Raw genomic sequence first — 26,452 nt, 5'->3', positions numbered from 1 at the left:
TTTTTATTTGAATTCTATTTTAGCTGAAACAGGTTGGGCGGCGCCAAGGTCAAAGCTTCTTTGAGAAGGCAGCGCATTTCCTATAGCAATGGTATAATTTCCTTTGATCCAGGCTTTTGCTCCTGAATTATTGACCTGAAGTAAGTCAGAAGAATGAAGGTCAAAACTTACGGTCTTTGATTCTCCCGAGCTAAGGTTAATTCTTTGGAACTTCTTAAGGTTGAACCTTGCCAGACCGGAATCTTTATTTTGTGGGACGAGGTAGAGCTGAACCACCTCATCGCTGTCCACTTTCCCGGTGTTTTTCACGTTAACAGAAATGGTGACTTCATCTCCCTTCTTTAATCGCTTCTTGCTGAGTGTTAAATCAGTATAGGTGAAGTGTGTATAGGACAGTCCAAAGCCAAATGGGAAAAGCGGCTCTTCTTCCATGTATTTATAGGTCCGTCCTTTCATATTGTAATCTGTATAATCCGGTAATTGATCAACAGACCGGGGAAAGGTTACAGGCAGATGGCCGGAAGGGGAAGCATCGCCAAATAAAATATCTGCTACTGCATTTCCCCCCTGTTCTCCCGGATACCAGGCCAGCAAAATGGCATCGGCCAGATCGTAAAGCTCATGTAACGCCACAGGGCTGCCACTGGCGATCACCAGGATCAACGGTCCCTTTTTGTTTTCTGCCAACTCCCTGACATAATCTATTTGAGTTTGTGGTAACCTGAGGTCCATCCGATCTCCTTTGTGTGCCGAAGCAATTGCATCGACTTCTTCCCCTTCCAAATCACTCGACAGACCTATCACTGCAATGACTGCATCTGCCGTTTTCGCTACTTGCGGAGCCCAGTTAAGTGGATTAATGTTTTCATGAAATGGCAATGAGCCGCTTCTGTAATTAAGGGAGGTCCCCAATGAAACCTTATCAGCAATACCTTCCAAAATCGTTACGAGGTTATTGGATACGCCGTAGTAATTGGCCAGTAGTATATCACCGGAAGAAGCGAATGGACCTGTTACATAAGGGACCCTTATATTTTTATCCAATGGCAGCACATTATCTTTATTCTTAAGCAGCACCATGGAGTTACGGGCCACTCTTCGGGACAACTGAATATGTTCTTCACTGTGTATCTGTTCCGGTCCCAGCTGTGTGTATGGATTTTGTTCTACAGGATCGAAAAAGCCCAATTTAAAACGTGTCATCATCAACTCTTTCAGCCGCCTATCAAGTATATCTTCTGACGTCAGATTTAGCTCGATCGCCTTTTTCAAATTTTGATAGGCGTAACCACAATTTAGGTTGACCCCTGTATTCAAGGCCATGGCGGCAGATTCTTCTATGGTCCCGGTTATGTTATGGCCGTTATTAAAATCTCCCAATGCACCGCAGTCGGAAACGATATAGCCATTAAACCCCCAGGTGTCTTTTAAAATATCCTTCAATAACGTTCCATTTCCGCAGGATGGCTCCCCATAAACGGCATTGTAAGCGCCCATAATCCCTTCCACCTTTGCTTCCTTTACCAGGGCTTCAAATGCAGGCAGGTAGGTCTCATTCAGATCTTTTTCCGTAGGATGAACATCGAAATTATGACGAAGCGCTTCAGGCCCGGAATGAACTGCAAAATGTTTCGCACATGCGGCCGTTTTGAGGTATTTCGGATGGTTGCCCTGGAGGCCTTTGGCAAATGCCACCCCTATACGGGAAGTGAGATAAGGGTCCTCTCCATAGGTTTCCTGGCCTCTGCCCCAACGAGGGTCCCGGAAGATATTGACATTTGGTGTCCAGAAGGTGAGTCCGGCATATTGCCCCCTGTTTCCCATAGCTTGCGAAACACTATATTTAGCCCTTGCCTCATCAGAAATGGCAGAAGCTACTTCATAGGCCAGCTCAGGGTCAAACGTGGCAGCTAACGCTATACTTTGGGGGAAGATGGTAGCCTTACCATTACGGGCAACACCGTGTAGTGCTTCATTCCACCAGTTGTATTCGGGAATGCCTAAACGTGGAATAGCCGGAGCCTGGTGTACCACCTGGCTTACCTTTTCTTCCAATGTCATTTGCGCTACCAGGAGGTCCGCCCGTTCCTCAAAAGGCAGATCGGAATTATACCATGCATGGTCAACCTGGGCAAACCCCTGTTGGATGAATGAAAAGATGAACAAACAAGAAAAAAGGAGTGATGTCTTATTTAAGCGCATTTCCATTCACAATTAAGGTGACCTCATTGGATTTAATGTCAGCAGAGGTGGCTTCAATCACTGCCTCTCCCGTTTTTCGACCTGATTGTACAATGAGTAAACTCCTGCCCTGACTTGTAACTATTCTGTCGGATTGATAGTCCTGAACATTTTTGCTCGAACCGTTGTCCACACCAAGTACCTTAACATCACCTCGTACCTTAAATGCAATCTCCCGTTCTTTTGATTTCACAGGGTGACCGTCATCATCGACTAACTGTGCCACGACATGCGCAACATCGTATCCATCCGCTTTCAATGACGCTTTGTCTAAAGTAAGTTCAATAGCAGCGGGCGCTCCTGCACTGACCAGTGAGGCGCTGACAGGGTCGCCTTTGAATTTACCTTTGGCCACCAGATTTCCCGGAACAAAAGGGACCCCCCATTTATATATGCGATCTTCAAATTCAGCGAGTTTTCTCGTGCCCAAGCTTTTATTATTCAGGAACAGTTCTATTTCTTCGCAATTGGAATACAGTTCCACACTTATTATTTCACCCTTACTGTAATTCCAGTGACTATTGACCTCCTGCCAGTTCCAGAGTGCCGTTTCCCATTCTTCCGGGTCCCTGGCTACCAGGAGGCCCGTTTCCGGGTCAATTTTGTTGATAGACCTTTCTACCGTTTGAGTAGCCATATGTATATGTGGTTCATCCACCCACAGTGTTTTCATCATATGATAGGAGCCTTTCTCGAAGCCTCCCAGGTCCAGAAGCCCTGAAGCAGTAGCCTTCTCAGGCCATTGACCATGCGCTTCTCCCATATATTCTATCCCGGTCCAGATAAATATTCCTGAGATGAAGTCTCTTTCCATTACACTTTTCCATTCGTGCCATTGCCCAAGGTTCTCCGTTCCCATAATAGGTTTGTCAGGGTAGTTCTGATAGCCATAATCATACAGGATACGTCTGTAGCTGTACCCTACCACATCCAATGCATCAGCATACCCTGTGATATGGCTCGCTGAGGGTAATATACAGTTAGCCGTAACATACCGGGTGGTATCCATTTCTCTGACCCATGAAGAAAGCTTCCTGGCCGTAGTGGCCAGTTCATACTCCTGCGCCGCGCTTTCCTTATAGCGTTTTTTGATCTGTTCGGGTGAAATTGGAGGTAGTTCCCAGAAATAATTCCCTTGCCAATTCATATTGAAATAGCCGGTGATATTTCTGTATCGGGGGTGATAGGTCCACTCTATCTCATTACCTATACTCCATTGAAATATGGAAGGATGGTTACGATGTGCCAGCATCGAATTTTTAAGATCGGATTCAGCATGTTCCTGAAAATGCTCTGAGTACCCTCTGGAAACGTAATCGGAATGTCGCTCCTGTGAATTAAGCCTTTTGTCTTTCGGGTAGTCCCATTCATCAAAGAACTCGTCCTGAACAAGGAATCCCATTTCATCACAAAGGTCCAGGAATTCTTCCGAACCGGGGTTATGGGAGATCCTGATGGCGTTGCAACCTCCTTCTTTCAGTTTCTGAAGTCTGCGTCTCCATACGCCTTTCGGAACAGCCACACCAACCAGCCCTCCATCATGGTGCAGGCAAACTCCTTTTATTTTCATGTTCTTTCCATTCAGAAAAAACCCTTTGTCACGGTCGAACCGAATCGTGCGAATGCCAAAAGAAGTTTCATATTCATCGATCACCTCACTATTGGATAGTACCGAAGTAACTGCTTTGTACATCTTAGGGTCCGCAACATCCCAACGTTGGGGAGAGGCCACCTCAAACGTCTGGCGATAGGTATTCTTGCTATTTTTCGATAAAGAAAATGCATTGGTTTCCGACGAGACCAGCTCCTTTTGAGGCCCATATATTTCGGTCCTGATATCAAAGTCCTGACCGGTAGAATAGTTATTTTGAACCGTTACGTCCAAAACAACAACAGCCTGTTCTTCTGATACCTCTGGAGTGGTGATAAATGTGCCCCAAACCGGTATGTGTAACTTGTCCGTTGTAATCAGCTTTACATTCCTGTAAATGCCGGATCCGGGGTACCAACGACTGTCAATGTATCGTGTACGATCTACTTTAACCGCAAGGACATTATTTTTACCGTCAATGTTCAGGTACGATGTGATATCAAAATAAAAGGGAGAATATCCATAGGGATGAACCCCCAACCGGGTGCCATTTATCCAGACTTCCGAGTTGTTATAGACTCCATCGAATACTACATAGGTATTTTTATCCGGATCCTGATCAAAACGTTTTCTATACCATCCGGTACCACCCGGTAAATAAGCCGTAGCTCCATCGCCGTTCACCGAATCGAAGGAATGTTCAACACTCCAGTCATGCGGTAAGTGAAGTGTTCTCCAACCGGCATCATTGAATCCGGCTGAACTTTCTTTGACAGAGGCAGAGTCATCTGCCAGGGAAAATTTCCAGTCGAAGTTAAAATCAACTTCTCTTTCAACACTAACTTTTTCGGACTTACTAGTGTAAAACAAGCTGACTGATCCTACAATAGCTATCAAAAGGATGTATGTATATTTCTTCATCTTTACTTGGAAGTGGTCGTGTATTTAAAGTTGGTGCACCTATGTGACCGTTATTTTATCACCAGTTTCTGTCTTACTATTTTGTTATCCGTGTTCCAAAGGATTGAATAAATGCCCCTGGACAAACTGTCCACCCGAATTGATCTGTTGATCTGTGAGTCGATGAGCCTCTCTATTACCGCCTTTCCATCCATAGTATAAATGGAGATCCGTGAAGCAGGTCCTGCCTGCGGTAAATCAATATGGATACTACCGTTGGAGGGGTTTGGGTATACTTTGAGCTCAGGCAGCGCAGGTAGCGTATCACCCACCGCCGCGATCACGTCTGTAGCCTCTGTACGCTGGATTGCTCTGCTAAATTCAAATACCTGTATGACTACACTTCCGATATGGCCTCCGTTTTCGTCAAACTTTACAGAAATGGTATTGTCGTTTTTCAGCAGTTCGTAGGGCACAGGTATCTCGATTACCCCGAAAAAGCGGTCCCTGGACTTTTGGTCATACCCCTTCCAATCTGTGGGAACAGTAACCTCAGTATTATTAACCGTCACCAAAGGCCTCAAAGAGCTCCCATGGTCTCTTCCGATACCTAACCGAAGCACCGCCTCACCCTGATCTCCCATAGTTACCCCATTGATATGAAATACCTCCGCCTGACCGGATACAATGGGTTTATAGTATTCTTCGGCATAATATTTCACTTCGTCCGAGGTCTGGTCAACTACGACCTGGTTTGCGAAGGTATATTCAATCACCATGGTAGCTTCTGTACCTATCTCAACACTTTTCGGAGCCTCTTGCAACTCCTTTACTTCCACCAAAGGTGTGTTGCCTGCCAGGTGCAGGTGCTTTATGACCACACGCTCCAAGGGATTGTTTTCTATACCCAGGGCGTTCAATATTATTTTTTCCGGATCAAAGTTCAGGTTATTAAGAATCACATAGGCTTTGTGATCATCCACGAATGCATCCACCTGTATATCAGGGTCTGATGGATGTGAGTCCACACGGGTGCCCTGAACATCTTTCCACAATTCGAAGAACAAGATCATATCCGTATAAACCCATTCTTCGCCTGTTTCTCCTTCACCTTCCTTTTTTTGACGCAGAAGGCGTGTTCCATGCGGTGCCCCTGAGGGCAACCTTCCCCATTCAGCTTTTTCTACCATAAACGGGATGGTTTTATACATCAGGTGGGGGCGTTCCATGAAGGTCATCATCATGGCACTGACTGACTTCAGAAATAGCCAGTCTTCAAAAGGACTCCATGGCTCATTAAAAAAATCATGGCTTTGCGCTCCGTATTCTGAAATAACAAAAGGTTTGGCCACTCCGAATGAAAGCATACTATAGTGTTCCATCATGTCGAAGGTGGCTTCCATATTACTACCTTTTCGATAAAGCTCCTTTCCACCAAAAGCAGGAAAGTCATAAAGGTGGATGGACCAAAAATCCATTTTTTCTCCTGCCCTATCCATAAACAGCTTCCATCGGTTTTCCCAGCGTTTGAAATCCTGTTTTTCAAAATCGGGAAAAGCCGTGGTATACCCACCGATCAATACGTCATCTGTGACAACGGCACGAATGCCATCTGCCACGTCATTATGAAATTTTGCTATTTCCTCGGGTGTGCTGGTAAAATCACCTGGTTCTGTTATGAAATGATACATAGGTTCATTCATCACCTCCACCAGCTTGGGTCTGGGAGGTCCGTCATTTCCAAAAAACTCATTGATAAATTGGCCCATGTATTCACCAGTGGCAACACCGTCCTTATAAGACCAGGGCGTTTCGCCATCGTACGGGTTGGTCATTGATCCCGGCCAAAAAGGATAGTACTGGGCGGCCAGTACTAATCCGGTATTCCTGGCCGCGTACCGGTGTATACTGGTTTTGGCTGCATACTGACTCCTGACTTGAGCACCACGTGCTTTTAAGTTATCCAGATCTATTTGTCCCGGCCTTGCAGGGTCTTCATCTACCTGGTGAGCAAACCACGTAATACCTCCTGTATCTCTGCCCAAAAAAGCATTATATCCTTCCAGAAAATCGCCCAGAAGGTCGTCCGTAAAGTTGTTGCCATCCCAGTCACGTGAAGTGAAGTTTCCATGCATTGTAATAAATTTCTCCCGCTCGAATTCGGATATACCTCCTACGCTGTGCCTGACATCAAGGTTGATGTCAACCATCGTTCCTTGTCCAAATAAAACCCCGGTGGCAAGTGTCATCCCTACCAGCAAAGCCTGTTTTCTACCTTTAACTCCGTTTTTCATATATACTTAAGGGTGGTTAGTTGTTGAAGACAAAAGCCGGCTAACCGTTATCCCCGGCTTTTGTCTGATCATTCAGTAAATGAGATTTGTTTTCAGATCAAGGCCGTTGTTGCAGTTCAGTCACTGTGATATTGTCCATGTAGAACCGCACCTCTTCCGGGTTATTTCCATTAAACCCCCTTATGGCCAAACCAAGATTTCCACTGGTAGGAAATGTTCCGATCCTGAATGAGACAAATACCCATTTGCCAAGTTCAATTTGTCCGGGAGCAAAGGGTTGGATACCTAATTCAAAGAAAGGGTCAGCAACATAGAAACGCAGGTCGGGTGGCGCACCGGCCCCATTATTTCCTATGGATTCGACGTACATCCACACTCCTACTTCGTAAAGTTTACCGTCTTCCGCCGGAAAAGTAAAAGAGTCATCCCCCTCTCTATGGCCTATGATCATTCCACCACCGGGCTTCATCACGACATAAGCGCTTTTAGCCCCTTCAAATACCTGGTCCGTTGAGACCTCGAAAGTATACTCTCCCCAAATTCCTCCCCACCATAAATAAGGCCAGTTACTCTCTGACGTAGTTTCAATACCATAATCAATGGTAGCGTTGGGCCCTGTAAGTAAGTTTACTTTACTTGGATCGACAGATACATCCGCAAAGGGGTCTACCAAATAGAAATCCGTTGTGGTCAAGGTCCCTTGTGTGTAACTGACGGTAATGGTATCCGTATTGTAGAGCAATTCATCTCCCAGGTCCAAATAAATGATATTACTGGCATCAGGATCAAGTCTTACCGCTGACACCGCTGGCATAATAGTCTGACCATTGTTCCTGACCGTAACGGTGAAATTAGCTGCTTCAGCCGCCGGGTTTTGCATTTCCCTGCTAAAATTCAGGACCACACTGTTGTCCTGTCTGAAAGCTTCATCTATCAACACAGGAGCGGTAGAAGCTGTGATCTCTATGACATCTTCAAACCGGGTAGTATCCACCCCAAATGGCCTGGCCCGGGATGAGATCAGCATAGCATCATATACACCCAGCTTTTTGTATTTAACTTCAGTAATAGCGGCATCGTCTCCGGGCTCACTACTTATTTCAGCCGGGTCGCCTCCTTCCAGGATCCATGTATAATCTGTTGAGCCGCCGGTAGAAGTAGCCGTATATTGTATCGTATTACCGGCTTCTATTTTGTTCAGCGCACCGTCAGCAATAGTGAGCGGGCTTCCCACCGACCCATCCGGTAACAGCAGGTTCGCTTCGAACGATGACCTGACCGAATCTAACACTGTAATGGTGTAAGTCGTATCAATAGTGCTACTTCTTAAATCTTCATCGATAAAGGCATTTCCCGCATACTCCTGGCTCAGGGTGACTTCAAAAGTGCCGGGAGTAATAAAAACTGCCTTGACAACCGGCTCTGGTGAGGTTTCATTGTTTTCCGAGCCCACAATATCCACCGAACCCGCAGGAAAGGTCCATGTTCTGGCGATGACTCCCCTGGACACATCGCCAAAATCGATGTGATCATTCACTTGTACCTGGTTCTCAAAATCTTCTTCAGATAAAAACACTGAAAAGTGATTCGGTTCACCAGTAGGATTTTCATAGTCATCATCACAGGCTGTAAACCAAACCATTGCAGCAATCATGCATATGTAAATAATTGAATTTTTCATCTATACTCTTTTAAGTTATACTTTGGACGGTTGGTATTACCCTCCTAATTGATCATTGATCTGCTTTTCACCTGTCGGGATAGGGAAGTAATTGTGAACGTCAGGCGAATAATTCTGACTCGACAAAATAAAGTCCGGACGGATACGCTCTACGACCAGCAATGGTTCCTCCCCTTCAATTGTATCGAAGTTATCTTCACGCCATTTTTCGTCTGCTCTCAAGGCATCGAACTGTTCCTTTACCATACCCCATCGTACCAGGTCTTTCCATCTATGTCCTTCAAAGCATAACTCAACAGGGCGCTCTACTTTCATAATATGGGTCAAAACGGTTTCTGCCGTAGGGTTGGTAAATGTCCTTGGTCCGTGGACCTGTACGGAAATATGTAATTCCGGGATTTGACCGGCGTTATCATTCCTATACTGGTCAAGGGTGATCACGCCGGCCCGGGCACGGACTCTGTCAATGTAAGACATGGCCTCGGTAACCGCTGCGTCTCCGCTTGCCTGAAGTATGGCTTCGGCGTACATCAGGTAGACATCAGCTAGGCGGATATGCCTGAAATTAATTCCTGACCGGTTATTCGGATCTTCGCTCGACCATTGGTACCAGTTGGAATGCTTCTTGATATAGGCGCTTTGCCCGAAGGCCCATCCTCCTCTTTCTCCAATGGGTAATTGATAGTACAGGCCATCTCCGTTGGTAGGCACTATGCTGGCCCCCATTCTCTGGGACTGTGTAAGGCCAAAATTACCGGCATTCGACGGGTCCATTTCATCAAATACGAACAGCTCGTGCAAGTAATAAGAAGGCAACAGTGTATTAAAGGCCCCAAAACTCAGCTGTCCCATAGCCGTAGCAATGGTAGTAGCTTCTGCCCCGCTTTCCCAGGGGCTATCATCAACAGCATTCCCATTGATACCTGGCTTTAGCGTACTGGAAAAATTAACCTCAAAAATTGATTCGGCATTGAATTCGTTTTCATCGGTATAATTGTCCATGACATTAGGTACAAGTGAATAAATGTTGGCATCTATCACTTCTTTAAACCGGCCGGCTGCTTCTGACCAGTTTTCATCATATAAATGCACTTTTCCTAACAAAGAAACCGCAGCTCCCCAGGTAACACGTCCTACATTGCTGCCTTCCCACTGCCGCGGCAAATTAGCGATGGCAAATTCCAGGTCAGGTGTTATTATTTCGCTGTTGACTGTAGCAATATCTGAAAATGGTTTCTTGAAATCTGCAGCCTCTACGGAGATCTCAGTATGGATAACAGCCCCTCCATAAGTGTGGGCCAATTGAAAATAAAAGAAAGCCCGCAAGAACCTGGCTTGTGCCTCTATCTGTTCTCGTTGTCTTTCCCTAAAATCACTCACTTCATTTTCATTGATGAATTGAATGACCTGGTTAGCCCTGAAAATACCGACGTAAAGATCATTCCATTTAAGCCTTACATGTTCCTGGGCATCTGTATAGGTCAGGTTCCTGAAAGCAAATGGCCGGTACCATGATTCGGTGCCTCCGATGTCCCCCAAGATCATCTCAAACACCAGGCCGCTACCACTTATTGATCCAAATTGTAAAGCACCATAGACGGTATTCAACCCGGCATTAAATTGAGCAGCATTTTCCCAGAACGTATCGGTAGTGATGGCATTTGGATTTGTCTCATCCAAAAAATCCTCCTCATCACAGCCTGTTGCTGTAATGACAGAAAGGATAAATAATAGGTATAGTTTTAAATTCTTCATTTTTCTTAAGTTATTGTTACAAACCGATCTGTACGCCAAACAAGAATCTGCGGGCTACCGGGTAATTACCAATGTCTACTCCCCGGGTAAGCAAGCCATCCCCTCCGACCTCAGGGTCGTATCCTTCATAATCTGTCAAAGTGAAAGCGTTCATCGCCGTGAAATAGACCCTTGCTCTTCCCATCTTTCCCTTTAGAATACTTTGAGGCACGCTGTATCCCAGCGTTATGTTCCTAACCCTGAAATAGGTGCCGTCTTCCAAAAAGTAATCTGACCTGGCCCTGTTATTTGCATGAAGAGCATCTTGTCTAAATGCGGGAATATCGGAATCAGAATTTTGCGGTGTCCAGGCAAAATACTGATCGAGGTGTCTTCCTTGTGTATAAGCATACAGCTTAGCCCCGTTGTATATCTCAGCGCCATGAGAGTAATACCCCTGGACAAAAAGATCGAACCCTTTAAATTCTCCACTAAGTGAGATACCGGATTCAAAGTCAGGTTGTCCCGAACCGGTATATACTCTGTCCAGGTCATCGATGGTATTATCACCGTTTTGATCTATGTACATCATGTCTCCCAGCTGTGCACTGGGATCTATGTCTCGGTAGGCATCCAATTGTTCGTTGTTTTTAATAACGCCGTCATGCTGAACAAGGAAAAAAGCGCCTCCTTCTCTTCCTACTGTTAAAAATGTGGTCAGATCGGTGTTAGAACCATTCGATACAATAGGTCGGCCACCGCCAAAAACAAGTCCTGTAGCTCCATTCAGATTCGTGATCTCATTGATATTCCTGGTGAATGTTGCGGCTACCTGCCATTTCATTCCAAAAGAGGTCTGCCCTCTATAGGATAATGCCAGTTCGATCCCTTCATTGGTCATGTCACCGGCGTTTACTGTCCTGCTGTTCCATTGATTCTCCGCCCTGGTCTGCCAGGTTCCTGTGGAAGGGGCGAGTCGCTCGGACAAAAGCATGTCTTTTTTATTGTTCCTGTAATAGTCAAATGTGAAATTCAGACTCCCCTCAAACAGGTCGGCATCCAGGCCGATATTACGCGAAACATTGGTTTCCCATTGGACCAGTGGATTGGCATAACCTCTTTGGATGGCGCCTACTCCAAGATCTTCATCCGGACCAAAGGGATAATCAATCCCACTTTCTATGAATGCGGCAAAATTGTAAGCCCCAATGTTTTGGTTACCGACACGGCCATAACTGACCCTCATTTTAAGATTGGTAAGAAAATCGAGTCCGGCATTCCGGAAGAACTGTTCCTCTGTAATGTTCCAGCCAAATGATCCTCCATAGAATAACTCGTATCTATTGTCCGGGCCAAAATTGGAAGACCCATCGTACCTTACATTGGCACTGAACAGGTACCTGTCATTATAATTGTACCTGATCCTTCCCAACTTTCCTACCAGTGTGTTTTTGAGGTCTTGCCCTGTTGGCGGTGTTCCATCCTCGCCGGCCCCTAAAACTCTTGTATCATTACTGAGCAGGCCGTTTACACCCACACCTACATTTTTACTTTCATATTCTTCATAGGTCACACCTAAAAGAACATCTAAGTTGTGCTTACCAAAACTGCGGTTATAGCTTAGAATGCTTTCAATGGTGTTCCTGGTATTGAAAGTAAATGTCTCCTGAAGAGAAGCCTGAGGTCTGCTTGCGGTAGGGGAAAAATCTCCATCTCTGTTAAAAACAAGGTATTGCGGCTGGAAGAATTTTCTCCGGAAGTTCCAGGAATTCCTGCCCAGGTTAGCCTGGAATTTCAACCCATCGATAATCTGATATTCAAGGTTTAAGGCTATGTTGGAACTATTAACATTTCGCGCATCGTCGTTACCGAGTTGCCTGGACAAAAAGCCATAAAGTATTTCATTATCTCCGTCAATTTGCACTTCATTAGGGCCTACCGTAGGAATTTCAAATAGTCCTCTTTGCCCGGGGTTCTGCGATATGGCATACTCGTATAAGGCCCATGGTTCCTGTTCCTGGTCTTCGAATGTGAATCCGACACCTGCAAAAACCCTGAATTTATCTTTCGTAAATTCACCATTGATCCGGGTAGATAGCCTGTCAAATCCTGAATTGATCAATACTCCTTCCTGTCTGAAGTAATTGGTATTGACACTCATGGTTATATTTTCCTGTCCTCCGGAAACCAGCAGATTATAACTTTCTATGGCAGCATTTTGGTTTTGCACATCGCCGACAAAGTCTGAATTAAAATCCAATGTATTAGGATTCAGAAAAAATGTGACGGGTTCCCGACCTAAAGCTTCCAGTGTGATGTCATGAGCATATAGCTGTTGCCTCGCATCCATTAAAGGCGTTCCTGAGGTAATGTTCTGCACTCCTTTATATGCGGTAAGGTCTACTTTCATCTTTCCGGCCTGTCCTTTTTTAGTGGTGATCAGGATCACTCCGTTAGAAGCTCTTACACCATAGATAGCGGCAGAAGCGCCGTCCTTTAAAACATCTACCGATTCTATCTGCTCCGGAGCGATATTAGGTGTACCCTGAAATGGAATACCATCTACCACATATAAAGGCGCTGCTCCTCCATTGATAGAGCCTAAACCTCTGATTTGAATATTGGCAGCAGCCCCGGGTCTACCGTCCGCAGCCTGGACGTTCACACCGGCAATACTTCCCTGCATGGCTGTACCAAGGTCAGAAGTAGGCGCCTTCAGAATAGCATCAGACTTTATGGAGCCCACCGCTCCTGTCACTTCCTTTTTCTTTTGTACACCATAACCGGTCACTACAATCTCTTCCAGTTGTGTGACATCAGCTTCCAGTACTACGTTAATCACCGATTGGGAATTTACTGATACAGCTATTGTACGATATCCGATAAAGCTGAACCTTAAGACCGACGACTCACTCGGGACCTGAAGGCTGTAAGAACCGTTAGTATCGGTGATGGTACCTATCTTACTGCCTTCAACGAGAACATTGACTCCCGGAAGTCCACTGTTATCATCAGCGTCTTTAACCACACCTGAAACCACCAGCTGCCCGTAGGCCACCGAGATCCCGGATGCCAGGAAAAAGATCACTAAGCACTTGTTTATCTGTTTAGTAAATTTTCGCATAAGCATTTGGATTTGATTGAAAAGATTTTTGATTTGCTTGAGCAACAATGCATCATTGATGAAACAAAACATTTGAATTTCAACCCATCTACTTAAAATCCCATAAATTCTCACTAGACAAAAACTGAACACATTGACATTTTTCATTCATCAAATAAAAAGTATCGCAGTTTTGGCCCCATATTTAACAGTGTATTTAACAGTTTTATAGAAACCTGAACTGAACAATGCTGAACAACCGGACTAGACAATGGCTGATGAGTACTTTTCTACTATTTCCGATAGTTGTCTATGCCCAGATAAATGTGGATTCCTCGGAAAGCGGCAAGTTGACGCTGGAATATTTAGAAAAATCGAATGAATTAAACCTTCTGAATGCGGACAGCTCTATACTTTTTTATAAAGAGAATTTCGACCGGGATATTCAAAACGGTGATACGCTTGCAGCCATACAAGATTTAGTAAATCTGGCCCAGCTCTATGCTCACGGCGCTGATTTTGTCAGGTCATACGATGCCTACTGGGAAGGACTCCTGCTAGCTGACAGATTGGGCAATGCAACTGCTAAAGCACTGGTATATAAAGGGCTCGCATGGCTCTACAGTTTCTATCAAAGGCGTGAGAAGGCGATAGAGTATTTCAACCTGTCACAGGATATGCTAAAGGAACTTGTGTCGGAAAAGGGCCTTGATCAGCACGTACTCCTGGACATCTATTACGCCCTGGCGATACTACACAGAAAGGGGAAAAACAGTGACATAAGCAGAAAATACCTGGACAGCTGTCGACTTGTTCAGCGTAAGGAAAAAGAAGAACTGATCAAGTCAAATGCTTATATAAATGCTGAAATAGGCTATCTGGCCTACCAGGAGGGTGATTACAAAGCTGCTCTCGAACTGTTACTGGAGCAGAAGGACTATTTTGAAAGTCACCAAAGGGCTTACCTGGTGATCTTTCATTCATTTCTTGCGGATATCTACAGGGTACTGGAAGAATATACCTTGAGTGAAAAATTTTACTTAAGCGCTATTGAAACCAGTAAACGCTATAAAAGTCATGTAGACCTGGTACCTGATATACACGAACACCTATCCGGCCTTTACCTGAAACTAAGAAAGCCGTTGTTAGCCTATGAGCATCTGAAAAAATCTAAAACACTTGATGAAGCGTATTTCGGTGGAAGAAGCAATACCAATAAACAGTTTTTAGAGATCAAAGATGAGTTCCGAATAGAAAAAGAAAAACAGAATAATCTGATAAGAGAGCAACGCATGGCACAACTGGAACATGAGAACAAGATATCCTACCTGCAGACCATTATATTAATAGGTACGATCTTTTTTCTTGTCCTGTCAGGCTTTTTACTCTACAGGTATTTACGTACGCGATATAAGGCTGAGAAGCAGTTGATGCGAAAACAGCAAGAAATGGAAATGCAAAAAACCCATGAAGTACTCAATATCAAGAATAAGGAGCTGACCAAATCAGCGTTACAGGTAATTGAAATGGAAGAAGTACTTTCTGACCTGAAATCACGCCTGAAGGAACAAAAGAAAAACCCTGATGGTAATGAAATCCATAAGCTGATAAAAAGTATTGACGTTAATACCTCTAATAACTGGAAAGAGTTTGAAGCCAGGTTCATATCAGTCAATAAGTCTTTCTACAAACATCTGCGAAAACAGCATCCGGAACTCAACCAATCGGACCAAAGACTATGCGCCTTGGTGAAACTTAATTTTTCCAGTAAAGACATGTCGCGGTTACTGGGGATTTCAGTAGAAAGTGTTCACACTTCACGATACAGGCTCAGAAAAAAACTGGGACTGGACAAAAACGCTAATCTCGCCGACTTTATTTCAAAGTTATAGAGAACGTCCTTCTCAATGGCTACTCAATCAGTCACTCATGAAAAATAGTTTTAGCTCAAAAAGTGTGTTTTTGACGTTATTATTTTCCTTCTCTTTTCCCCCGCTGGCGGGGGCCAGGGGGTGGAGCTTTGGCATGTTCTTCAATCCAACTCGCAATGCTATTGAAAACTCGATCTATTTGCTGTAGCACTGCTTCATCAGTATACCTCAAAATCGTGAAACCATGTTTTTCGAGATCTGAGGTTCTCTTCTTGTCGTTTAGAGCTATACCCTCGTAGGTATGTGTAATTCCGTCAACTTCTATAATGAGATTTAACTCTTTACACATAAAATCGGCAATATAGTTTAAAACAGGCCTTTGTCTGCGGAATGGGTATCCCTTCATCATTCTTGCTTTCAACACATACTTCCATAAGCACGCTTCAGCCTTAGTCATATCCGATCTTAGCGCTTTGGCGAATGGCTGAAGCTTCTTGTTGTAATGACTATTGTTTGGGTTGGTCATATCATTTGGGTTTATGTTTAGAGTTATGTGAAGATCCACCCCCTGGCCCCCGCCAGCGGGGGAAACATTTCGATAGAAATCAATCCAGTTTTTCAATATTTCCACTAGCTGAAATTAAATCATCCAATGCAAAAATCTCACTTTTATCTAAGACAGCCTTTGTTAGCTTTTTTACGAACAAACGCCCAAAAACTTACTTAAATAACCGATGGGACACCCAAATAAGGCGAAATGAAAATTTGCAACTATACTAACCTGTCAGTTATGAAATCATTGAATTTCGGTTGCGGAAGTCAGGGGTGTTTTGAACCTTAAAATCATCGGTATTATGCCATTTTAGAGAGAGCCCTCAATCCTTTGCATGCAAGGCTGCCTAAAAATCAAATAGCAGCCGTTCCAAATCACCATCTATTGACTCTTCTCCGTGCGCCCTGTCAAATTCATTGGTTTTCGGATTATACCTAAAATCCCTGGCCCATTCGCTTCCACGAGTACTTATTTCCTTAACGGCACGCATACAATACTCCAGTTCCCCATTGGTCATAGTAGGATGTAGCGAGAGTCTCACCCACCCTGGTTTATGTGTGGAATCGTAGTCATCGATCTCAGACATTATTTTGCCGGACTCGGTTTCATCAATGGCATACAAACAATGTGCATAGGTACTGGCGCATGACCATCCACCCCTGGCCTGAATTCCATACCTGTCGTTAAGTATTTTCACCACTAAATTGTAATGTAAGCATGATACGTTAAAAGCTAATACGCCTATTCTTTCTCCGGTATAATCATCACCCAAGATCTTGGCACCTCCTATAGCTCTTAATCTTTCCAGTCCCAGTTGAAGGAGTTCTTGTTCTCTCTTCTTCATTTTCGAAATACCCATTTTCTCCTTGAGAGAAATGGCCATTGAGGCTTTGATCGTTTGTAAAAAGGCCGGTGTACCTCCATCTTCCTGCGCTTCTATATCTTTAGTATACCCATATCCGCCCCAGGGATCTGTCCACCTGACATTACCTCCCCCCGGTATTTTTGGAGTACCTGTATGAAATTTCTTATCAAATAGTAAAATACCACAGCTACCCGGTCCTCCCAGAAACTTATGCGGAGAAAAGTAGACTGCATCCAGGGCTGTTTCCGGATCATCAGGGTGCATATTAATGGCTACATAAGGGGCAGAAGCCGCATAATCCGCCAGGCAGTACCCATTATATTCGTGCATGACCCTGGCTAACTCGTGGATTGGGTTAATAATACCTGTTACATTACTACAGGCACTAAAAGCTCCTATTTTCACCTTGCGATCTTTATACTTTTCCAATTCGGTGCGCAGTTTATTTACATCCACCAGATCTCCATCACCGGGCGGAACTATTACTACATCCACAGCGCATTCCATCCATGAAACATGGTTGGAATGATGTTCCATATGAGTTATGAAAACAACCGGCCTTTGTTCATCTTCTTGTGACCTGTACTTAAGGCCTAAAATATCCTGAAACCGGATCAAAGCATCTGACATTCCGGACCCGATAGTGACCAGGATATCTTCATGGTCGGCATTTACATGACGTTTTATATTTTGGCGAGATAGCTGATATAGCGCTGTAATACTTGCTCCTGTATAAGATGAATAAGAATGCGGATTGGCTACTACGTTACCTACCCCTCCCATGAGTGCCTCTTCGATAGGCCTGTAAAGTCTGCCGCTTGCTATCCAATCTGCATAAATCACTTTGTGTGTACCATGCTCATTTTCAAATAAAAGCTCATCACCAATAATGGACCTCCTGAATTGTTGAAAATATTTTTCCAACTCACCCGGAGCATCTGTATTCGTTTGATAGGCTTCTTGTTTTTCCATTTCTATCATTTCCAATAGACATTTATTTATAATTCCCTATCCCTTCTTCCAGCCACTGGTAGTATTCATCCACATCCGGTGTATAAGCCACCGGATCGATGAGGTTCTCTTCATTATGATCCATCAGCACATAAAAGGGTTGTGAGTTTGTTTTATATTTAATCGTCTGTAATTCACTCCATTTTTGGCCAATGTATTTCAGTTTTTTGCCGGGCTTAAGTTTCGACTCCACCATTTCATCAGCTGCCAACTTCCGCTTGTCATCTACATATAGCGATATCAATATGACGCTATTTTTTAAAATGTCCAATACTTTAGGCTTGACCCAGACATTTTGCTCCATTTTTCTGCAATTCACACAGGCATGCCCGGTAAAATCTATCATTACCGGCTTTCCTACTTTTTTAGCATAGGCCAATCCCTTAGCATAATCATTAAAAGCCAGGATGTTATGAGGTGGCATTAAATGAGCTCCATCCGGTAACTCATCATGATTTGCTGCCGCTGTGCCACCACCGGACTTAGCGAAACCTACCCCATAAGGCGATTCACTATAATGTTGTGGAGGTGGAAAGGCACTTATTAAATTCAAAGGAGCTCCCCATAAGCCCGGGACCATGTAAAGGGTAAATGACAATGTTACTAATCCCAAACTCAGCCTGCCCACGGATATATGTGACAGGGGTGAATCATGAGGCAATTGAATTTTACCAAATAAATAGAGGGTCAAGCCTCCGAAGATGGCGATCCAGATAGAAATAAAGACTTCGCGTTCTAACCAGTGTAACTGCAATACTAAATCAGCATTGGATAAAAATTTAAACGCCAATGCCAGTTCTAAAAACCCCAGTACGACTTTAACCGTATTTAACCAACCTCCTGATTTTGGCAGTGAGTTCATCCACCCCGGAAATGCAGCGAATAAAGCAAATGGAATGGCCAGGGCCAGAGAGAACCCTAACATACCAATAACAGGACCAACCTGGCTACCTCCTGAAGCGGCTTCCACCAATAAGGTACCAACAATAGGCCCTGTACATGAAAAAGAAACAATGGCTAACGCCAGGGCCATAAAGAAAATGCCAATAAAGCCACCCCGGTCAGCCTGCCGATCTACTTTATTTGCCCAGGTATGAGGTAATACAAGTTCAAAGGCACCCAAAAAAGAAGCGGCAAATACTATCAGGAGCAGAAAGAAAATGATATTGAACCAGACATTGGTAGCCAACGCATTCAGGGCATCGGCCCCGAAAATTAAGCTTACCAATGATCCTAAGAAAACATAGATGATAACTATTGACAAACCATAAACCACAGCATTTCTCACTCCTGCAGCCTTACTTTTACTCTGCTTTGTAAAAAAGCTGACCGTCATGGGTATCAGCGGAAACACGCAAGGAGTTAACAGAGCAGCAAAACCAGAGAAGAAAGCGATAAAGAAGATCGTAAACAGGCCTTTTTCACTTTTACCGGCAGGATCTTTTGATGCCGATGGTGCATCACCTTCGTCATCAGTATTTTGGGCCTGACTGCTATTGCCGTCAGCAATGAAGAAAGTAAGTTCTACCTCATTAGGCGGTAAACATTTTGTGTCATCACAGACCATAAACTCTACAAAACCATTTACCTGCGTTTTATCTCCTACAACTTCTATACGTTGTTCAAATACAGCTTGGTTTTCAAAATACTTGATCTGCATATCAAAAACCGGATCATCTACCACATGTCCTTTCGCTTCAGAAGTATTACCAATGAGCTTAAATGCCCCATTTTCATCATCATAAATAAAGGTAGTAGGAATTGGGCCGCCTTCGGGCACTTCTTGTGAATACAAGTGCCAGCCTGGATCTATGGTGGCTGTGGAAACTAGTTTATAGGCTGTATCAGAGGTCTTCTCAACTGACGTATGCCACTTCACAGGGTCATGTACTTGTGCTAATGCATAAAATTGGCAAAGGAATGAACATATAAGTACACTGGCTACTTTTTTCATCATGGATAGTACAATTTGGTGTTAGTCCTGGGTTGATGTATATCTTAAAATATCCTTAAACAAACGTCATTGCGATGAAGAAGAATGAGGAAGAGTCAATCTCCTGATCGTGGCATGTAAATCGAATAAATACACGTGCCAAGACCAGGAGACAGCCGCGGTCGTATCCCCCCTCGCTGTGACGATGATCTTTTTCTTCCTTGGCTTTAATAGCTTGGGTATAAATATCTGATTTTTAGATAACTACACCTAAAAACCAACCTACTTTACTTCAAAAGTCAGGTCTACTTCCTTTGGGGGTAGGCACATCTCGTCGTTACATACCATAAACTCTACGACTCCGTTCACTTTGAAAGGTGTATCATTTTTGAGTTTAATGCGCTGCTTAAATGCTGTCTCCTCACTAAAGTATTTAATGCGCATTTCAAAGATCGGATCATCCACGGTATGGCCTTCCGCTTCTTTCGTATTCCCCTTTTTCAGATAATTGCTATTCCCTTCGAAAGAGAAAACGGTTGGTCTCGGTCCATCATCCGGTACGGACTGCGCATATAAATGCCATCCATCTTCAATATGAGCAGTGGCTATTAATTCATATTCCGTATCCGATACTTTTTTAGCTGAAGTACTCCATTTCACAGGGTCATGGATCTGCGCCTTTACTGTTCCTGCAACAAGTAATGTCAGTACTACTATCAAATTACTTTTCTTCATTTTATTTATATCTGATTTTCGTGCAATAATACATTTCTATTCTAAACTTCAAAGGAGGTGACCCTGATGCCATCTTTTTGGCACCAGGATCGTTTACCGTATCTAACCTAACCTAAACCAAAACGGTATGTTGACTCAGAAACATTATTGTTTCCTTATGCATTGACCTCCCCAGTTTTAGTTGAACTTCATAATGTTTTAAATCAACAGTATGTGCTACTGATCCAATGAACCTGATTTGATAATGATCAGTTGATCAGGATCTATATTTTTTTTATGACCTTATTGACCTCTTCTAATATAACGGCCTCTACATCTTTGGGATATTGATCAATGTAACCTGACTCCAGCTCTTTATTTGGTTGCGCTTCCTTGAGCGAGGGCTAATGGCTAAACAAATGTCACCAGCAAAGCCAGTAGGATTAGTTTCAATTTCATTCTTACGCGTTAATTTCTGTTTTTTAATATTTTCTATCAGCCACAACATCCTATTCAAAATATCTCAATAATTATAATACAATTTTAAGCCTTGTAACTCCCATTGGTCCGCTTTAAAAATTATAGCAAAAGTCATTAGACCAGGTTTGAATCTTGCTTGTTACTTTATTCTCTTTGCCATTTTTCAGGCATAGAACAGACTGTTAAGCCTTTATGGCCGTTTTTTCGATAGGTAGTGCCCATGATTTTCTTTTTTCTAAAAATGCTGTAAAAAGCCCGTCCATTAAGTTGTGGTACAGGGTTGGCTCAACCCAAGGTATAAGCCACATTTATATGTAATAGTACTTGCTTGTTAAGACTCAATCCTTTACGTCTGACAAAGCAGACTCCTTCATCTGTCTGATCCTTTCATGGCATTGGTCCTTGTCTGTATTTAATACTTTGGCACTACCTTATAATTAAGTAACTCCATGTTTAGCTAGCTACTTGAAAAGTACTTCTATACTCTTATATCGTCTTGCCTGAAGTTCCTATAGTATGAAATTATCTCATGTCATAAAAGACACTGACATCAAGAAAAATACATTAGAGGGTTACTTTTTCCTATCACGCTTGTAGTTATACTGAAAAGTTAATGTTCTTAAAGGATAAAATCACGACATGCCCGAAAGCAAGTCATTCAATAATCTAGATTTCTTCGGAGGGTATTTGTAAGATTTGCTGAATAAAATGTGGCCGTGACTTTAAAAATGACCAAGGTTGGTTATATGATTTCAGCAGTGCAAATCAGAACTTTAACCTTAAAGATTTTTGAACTTTTCAGAGAGAGTTAAAATAACAGGCAGCATACAATTTTTAAAAAATGTAACCATAATTGCGCGAAGTTGACCTGCTAAAACTTCATTTTTTGACGCACAGGCATACATACTAGATTAGTTTTATGAAAAAGCCATCATCATTTCAAGGACAGGTATGGGTCTTACTTCTTTTGTTAAATTCCCTGACCGCCACAGCTTATTCTTCAGACGTAGCATTGATGATCCCTCAGGACAAGGCGGACAGGTTACCGGTAGAGAATTCATTCGGTTTGGTATGGATCGATGTCCAGGTCCCGCCCGGTTCAAGCGTCGCTTACGACTTATATTTCGGAACGGATACTGATCCTTCATTATATAGATCAGGTATTACCGACGGATGGACCGATGGTACCGCCAGCGCACTTACCTTTCCACATAACGCCGACACTACTCTTTTTGTATATAGTGAAGGTACCACGCCATTTGAATACAACACCACTTACTACTGGAAGGTGGTGGCTAAAATAGACAATGGTACTGTGTATAGCAGTGAAGTATTCAGCTTTACCACCGTCCGGAAAAACACTGTACCTTCCCTTCCGCAAATAACTTACCCTGTGCATTTTGCCAAAGATATTCCCAGCAAAAACTTAACGCTTCAATGGTCACCAAGTAATGATCCGGATAATGACCCGGTGACCTATAAACTCTATTTCGGAAAGGCAACGGGTAACCCGCCTTTAATAGCGGAGGGGCTTACCGGCAACAGTTACAACATCCCCTTTCAGCAGGAAGACCAGGCCACTTATTTTTGGAAAGTGGAGGCAATAGATGGTTATGACGGAAGTATCGTGTCAGGACCGGTTGTAAGATTTACGGTTGAAAACTATTTTAATGATCCTCCCACCGCACCAACATCGTTATTACCTGATGGCAGTATCCCCAATATAGGGAAAGAAATCACCTTTAAATGGGGGATTTCAAGTGATAAGGACAAGGATCAGATAAGCTACAGCATATATGTTGATGACACTCCGAACCCCACCACTTTGGTAGCTGAAAACATTCAATATGATCAAGTCACCCTGTACATTGAGGAAGCTTACAACAGGAAATACTGGAAAGTGGTAGCTACGGATGGAGTGAATGCTACTGAAAGCCAGGTACTGTCCTACATCCCGTATGAACGCCCTCAGGCACCTGAATTGTTAATAAAGGACCAATTCATTAACATAGGCCGGCGACCTAGACTTCAGTGGACACCAACTACACTTAACCCCGATGAGGTTATTTATTACGATCTGTACCTGGATAAAAACCCTGCTCCAACTACCCTCATGGCTCCCGGACTTCGGGAAAATTTCTTTGAGGTTGCCGTAAAAGAAGCCTATGCTACTTATTATTGGAAAGTGGTAACAAGAAATGAAAGCGGGGTACTTTTCGAGTCTCCGGTACAATCCTTCACCCCGTGGAAAAACGATAATAACGCTGTTCAAATTGAAATGATTGATATAGACGGCGGAGAGTTTTCAATGGGTCATCCTGAGTTAACCATGCTTGTCCCGGGTTTTGAAACATTTGGTAAACTTTTTGTAAAGGAGATCACACCACAGCGCACCGTTTTCCTGGATGACTTCAGTATGGCCAAATACGAGATCACCTATGCTCAGTTCCTGGCTTTTTTGAATGCTACAAAAGATTCATGGTATGTGGATGCTGACAAAAACAGGCTGCTATACCATCCGGGCATCTTGAAGATGGATAACAATGGTCATTTCACAGACGTTGATCCTGTCGCCCTCTGTCACGTGAAATCAGACGCCGCTACCTTTGACTTTAAAAAACATTCCAAACTTACCTGGGACGGCAGCCAATTATCGATAAAAGCGGGGTTTGAACAATATCCTGCCAACTGGCTTACGATTAAGGGTATGGAACTTTTTGTAGACTGGGCAGATAAACGATTACCTTCCGAAGCAGAATGGGAATATGCAGCAAGAGGTGGTAATCAATCACAAGGATATACCTACAGTGGTTCTAATAATGCCCGTTCTTGTGCATGGTTTTTATTTGGAGATGTGAATTTAAACAACCCTATGACAGGGAATAACTTCGGAGACCCTTCCAAGAATAACAAGGGAACCAACATTGTCGGTTTGAAGGCAGCAAATGAATTAGGGCTCCATGACCTTTCAGGTAATGTCAGGGAGTTATGCTCGGATTATTACCTGGAAGAGCAGTATTTTTACACCGAGTACTTCAATCCTCAGGGTCCCACGTCCGGAACAACTCGAACAGCACGTGGAGGAAGTTATGAAGGCATTCAATCAAAAATTATGACCCGAGCCAGAAGCCTGGCAACACAAGGGGTCACAGGCATACGAACGGTAGCAAGTCATTCACAATCAACTACCATTTTATTACATGGTATAGTGCGTGACGAACACGAACAAGTGATAAAGGGCATTTCTCTGAATAGCGGAAAATCCATCGCTACTACGACACAAAGAGGACGATATCAATTGAGGGTAAATAAAGAGGAACCCATCGTTATTACACCGTCCCACCCTGATTACATCTTTTCCCCTTCGTCCATTGTACTGGAGGGTCTTGACAGAGTAACCACAGGGCTCAATTTCACAGCGTACCTGAAAAGAGAAGTTAAAATATCAGGAACCGTTACCGACCAAAATGGTAAAGGGGTCAATCGGGTTCACATCAAAGGCGTACCCGATGAAGTATACACGGATAGAAACGGTCATTTTTCCATTCAAGTACCGAAGAATACAGAATATACGATATCGACTGAGTTATTAGGGTATAGATCTACTCAAGAACGTGTTGTGAGTGTTGTACAAAGTAATATCCCGAATATTAATTTCACCATGGAACATGTGGGTTATGCCACATTAAGAGGAAAAGTAACAAAACAGAATGGTAATCCAATCAATAACATTTGGATTAGCGGACTGGACCAGGAGGTTTATTCACTTGGCGACGGATCCTATTTTACGCAATTGACCATTGGATGGTCAGGAGTGATCAAACCTGTACGCAACCATTCTTCTCTATTTTCTCCGTACACGGTTGAAATCGACAGTTTTGCGGGAAACATGGAGGTGAACTTTCAGGAATTGCCGGTACAGAGCGCCATATTTTATAGCGGAAAAGTGGTAGATCCAGAAGGTAATCCGGTGGAAGGGGTAAAAATTCATGGTTTCGATGGCAAAAAAGCAATCACGAGTAAAAAAGGTGAATTTGGCGTTAAAATGGCATGGAGTTGGACCGGCCCCATTACTCCTGAATTAGAAGGGTATACTTTTTCACCCCCTTATCATGACGCCTATGTTGCACAGACCTGGAATACCCCTCCCCCTTCGCAACCCTATTTCATAGCCATACCCAATGGTGATTACCAGATCTCCGGTACCGTCACGGATAAAAATGGCCACCCTAAGCAAGGGGTTTCCTTGAATGGTTTTAACAAAGCGGTAAGAACAGACCTGAACGGAAATTACAGCGTACGGGTAGCAACAAATGCCTCATATGTTATCCGGCCGGAGCTAACAGGATATAATTTCAGTCCGGAGGTTTTTGAAATAAGTAATGTCAGCGAAAATATTACTCAGAATTTCATAGCTACGGAGACCACCAATACAACGTATACGTTGACCTTCAAAGTGAGCAATGGCACAAACGCCATTGAAAATGCTATAATAAATTTTGATGGTTCGAATTATACTTCAGATATCAATGGAGTAGTCCCGGTCCCGAATGTAGCAAAAGGTACCTTCCAATATACAGTAACCGCACAGGGCTATGAAAACGCAAGTGGAACGGTTACCATAACCGATAAAAATAGCAATGAATCCATCGTATTAACCGCTTTACAAAACCCTGTTCATACCGTTACTTTTGATATAACAGATGGCACCGGTGCTGTCGCCGGCGCCATTGTAAACTTTGCCGGCTCACTTTACACAACAGACCTAAATGGCTCTGTACTGATCATGAATGTTGCTTCAGGTATCTATAGCTACACCGTAACTGCAGAAGGCCATATGGATATGAGCGGCACACTCACTATCATCGATCAAAGTATCATTGAAACCATCACATTGACCGACCGACCCGACCCCTTTTATAGATTAGCTCTTAATGTAACTGATGGCAGCCATCCGATCAAAAATGCCAGAGTAGACTTCAATGGTTCTGCTTATACTACTGACGCAGCCGGAGTAGTCATACTAAACAATCTGGAGGCAGGATCTTATGACTACCTGGTATCAGCAAAGGGTTATAAAGAAACCGAAGGAACGGTTACCGTTACAGACAAGGATATTATCAAAACGGTTGCTCTGGAAATAGTCACCAATAGGGAAGAAATTATCCAGGCGGAGATCAGGTGTTATCCAAATCCAACCGATGGTCAAACAACGCTGAGTATAGAAGGATATCCTTTCAGGCAGGGGCGCATAACGATGGTCAACCCACTAGGACAGTCTGAAACCATTCCTCTTACAGCAGGAGTTACCGGTTATACGTTGAATCAAGCAGGCAATAATACTTTTTTTAACAAAGGAGGTATTTATATGATCATGATATACCTGGATTCGAAATTGGTTGACACGAAAAAACTGGTTGTCAGCAAGAAATTCCAGGAATAACTCTCTTGAACCCGCATCATGACAGATATTATGTGAGC

The 26,452-nt window shown here is 43.4% G+C and carries 12 protein-coding genes; 2 read left to right on the top strand and 10 right to left on the bottom strand.

From position 1 onward, the window contains the following. Positions 1–3: 3 nt before the first annotated feature. From FNH22_RS07915 to FNH22_RS07890, 6 genes are all read right to left on the bottom strand, one after another. Positions 4–2,202, bottom strand: coding sequence for a glycoside hydrolase family 3 C-terminal domain-containing protein (locus FNH22_RS07915; protein WP_143397817.1), 2,199 nt, complete (start codon positions 2,200–2,202; stop codon positions 4–6). After that, a complete protein-coding gene (locus tag FNH22_RS07910; RefSeq protein WP_143397816.1) occupies positions 2,189–4,753 on the bottom strand; it encodes a sugar-binding domain-containing protein in 2,565 nt (854 codons plus the stop codon). The genes FNH22_RS07915 and FNH22_RS07910 overlap by 14 nt, the downstream gene beginning before the upstream one ends. A 50-nt stretch (positions 4,754–4,803) precedes the next feature. After that, a complete protein-coding gene (locus FNH22_RS07905) occupies positions 4,804–7,026 on the bottom strand; it encodes a T9SS type A sorting domain-containing protein (protein WP_143397815.1) in 2,223 nt (740 codons plus the stop codon). 97 nt (positions 7,027–7,123) lie between these two features. Then, positions 7,124–8,707 carry a hypothetical protein gene (locus FNH22_RS07900; protein WP_143397814.1) on the bottom strand — a complete coding sequence of 528 codons (1,584 nt, stop codon included), beginning with the start codon at positions 8,705–8,707 and terminating at the stop codon, positions 7,124–7,126. Between the two features lie 36 nt (positions 8,708–8,743). Next, a complete protein-coding gene (locus tag FNH22_RS07895) occupies positions 8,744–10,462 on the bottom strand; it encodes a RagB/SusD family nutrient uptake outer membrane protein (RefSeq protein ID WP_143397813.1) in 1,719 nt (572 codons plus the stop codon). Between the two features lie 16 nt (positions 10,463–10,478). After that, positions 10,479–13,565 carry a TonB-dependent receptor gene (locus FNH22_RS07890; protein WP_221420237.1) on the bottom strand — a complete coding sequence of 1,029 codons (3,087 nt, stop codon included), beginning with the start codon at positions 13,563–13,565 and terminating at the stop codon, positions 10,479–10,481. 257 nt (positions 13,566–13,822) lie between these two features. Between FNH22_RS07890 and FNH22_RS07885 the strand changes: the two genes are divergently transcribed. Next, complete coding sequence (locus FNH22_RS07885; protein ID WP_143397811.1) at positions 13,823–15,436, top strand: hypothetical protein; 1,614 nt, start codon at positions 13,823–13,825, stop codon at positions 15,434–15,436. 79 nt (positions 15,437–15,515) lie between these two features. Here FNH22_RS07885 and FNH22_RS07880 read toward each other — a convergent pair whose 3' ends face one another. The 4 genes from FNH22_RS07880 to FNH22_RS07865 all read right to left on the bottom strand — a co-directional run bounded on the left by FNH22_RS07880 (position 15,516) and on the right by FNH22_RS07865 (position 20,512). Further along, positions 15,516–15,941, bottom strand: coding sequence for an endonuclease domain-containing protein (locus FNH22_RS07880; RefSeq protein WP_143397810.1), 426 nt, complete (start codon positions 15,939–15,941; stop codon positions 15,516–15,518). Between the two features lie 373 nt (positions 15,942–16,314). Beyond that, complete coding sequence (locus FNH22_RS07875; RefSeq protein ID WP_143397809.1) at positions 16,315–17,805, bottom strand: aminotransferase class V-fold PLP-dependent enzyme; 1,491 nt, start codon at positions 17,803–17,805, stop codon at positions 16,315–16,317. A gap of 22 nt (positions 17,806–17,827) precedes the next feature. Next, positions 17,828–19,801 carry a thioredoxin family protein gene (locus FNH22_RS07870; protein ID WP_221420236.1) on the bottom strand — a complete coding sequence of 658 codons (1,974 nt, stop codon included), beginning with the start codon at positions 19,799–19,801 and terminating at the stop codon, positions 17,828–17,830. 258 nt (positions 19,802–20,059) lie between these two features. Next, entirely contained in the window at positions 20,060–20,512 is a 453-nt protein-coding gene (locus FNH22_RS07865; RefSeq protein WP_143397808.1) for a protein-disulfide reductase DsbD domain-containing protein, read from the bottom strand. Between the two features lie 1,378 nt (positions 20,513–21,890). Here FNH22_RS07865 and FNH22_RS07860 point away from each other — a divergent pair. Continuing rightward, entirely contained in the window at positions 21,891–26,414 is a 4,524-nt protein-coding gene (locus tag FNH22_RS07860; RefSeq protein WP_143397807.1) for an SUMF1/EgtB/PvdO family nonheme iron enzyme, read from the top strand. Positions 26,415–26,452 lie beyond the last annotated feature (38 nt).

It is taken from the genome of Fulvivirga sp. M361 (assembly GCF_007097395.1).
In the GTDB taxonomy this organism is placed as follows: Bacteria; Bacteroidota; Bacteroidia; order Cytophagales; family Cyclobacteriaceae; genus Fulvivirga.
The sequence above is the reverse complement of the archived record's forward strand: the minus strand, read 5'-3'. Positions and strand labels throughout refer to the sequence as shown.

Excerpts from the sequence above, each read along its gene's own strand:
- FNH22_RS07895 (WP_143397813.1), bottom strand. The coding sequence starts at position 10,462 with ATGAAGAATTTAAAACTATACCTATTATTTATCCTTTCTGTCATTACA.
- FNH22_RS07900 (WP_143397814.1), bottom strand. The coding sequence starts at position 8,707 with ATGAAAAATTCAATTATTTACATATGCATGATTGCTGCAATGGTTTGG.
- FNH22_RS07915 (WP_143397817.1), bottom strand. The coding sequence starts at position 2,202 with ATGCGCTTAAATAAGACATCACTCCTTTTTTCTTGTTTGTTCATCTTT.
- FNH22_RS07905 (WP_143397815.1), bottom strand. The coding sequence starts at position 7,026 with ATGAAAAACGGAGTTAAAGGTAGAAAACAGGCTTTGCTGGTAGGGATG.
- FNH22_RS07885 (WP_143397811.1), top strand. The coding sequence starts at position 13,823 with ATGAGTACTTTTCTACTATTTCCGATAGTTGTCTATGCCCAGATAAAT.
- FNH22_RS07875 (WP_143397809.1), bottom strand. The coding sequence starts at position 17,805 with ATGGAAAAACAAGAAGCCTATCAAACGAATACAGATGCTCCGGGTGAG.
- FNH22_RS07870 (WP_221420236.1), bottom strand. The coding sequence starts at position 19,801 with ATGATGAAAAAAGTAGCCAGTGTACTTATATGTTCATTCCTTTGCCAA.
- FNH22_RS07865 (WP_143397808.1), bottom strand. The coding sequence starts at position 20,512 with ATGAAGAAAAGTAATTTGATAGTAGTACTGACATTACTTGTTGCAGGA.
- FNH22_RS07890 (WP_221420237.1), bottom strand. The coding sequence starts at position 13,565 with ATGCGAAAATTTACTAAACAGATAAACAAGTGCTTAGTGATCTTTTTC.
- FNH22_RS07910 (WP_143397816.1), bottom strand. The coding sequence starts at position 4,753 with ATGAAGAAATATACATACATCCTTTTGATAGCTATTGTAGGATCAGTC.
- FNH22_RS07880 (WP_143397810.1), bottom strand. The coding sequence starts at position 15,941 with ATGACCAACCCAAACAATAGTCATTACAACAAGAAGCTTCAGCCATTC.
- FNH22_RS07860 (WP_143397807.1), top strand. The coding sequence starts at position 21,891 with ATGAAAAAGCCATCATCATTTCAAGGACAGGTATGGGTCTTACTTCTT.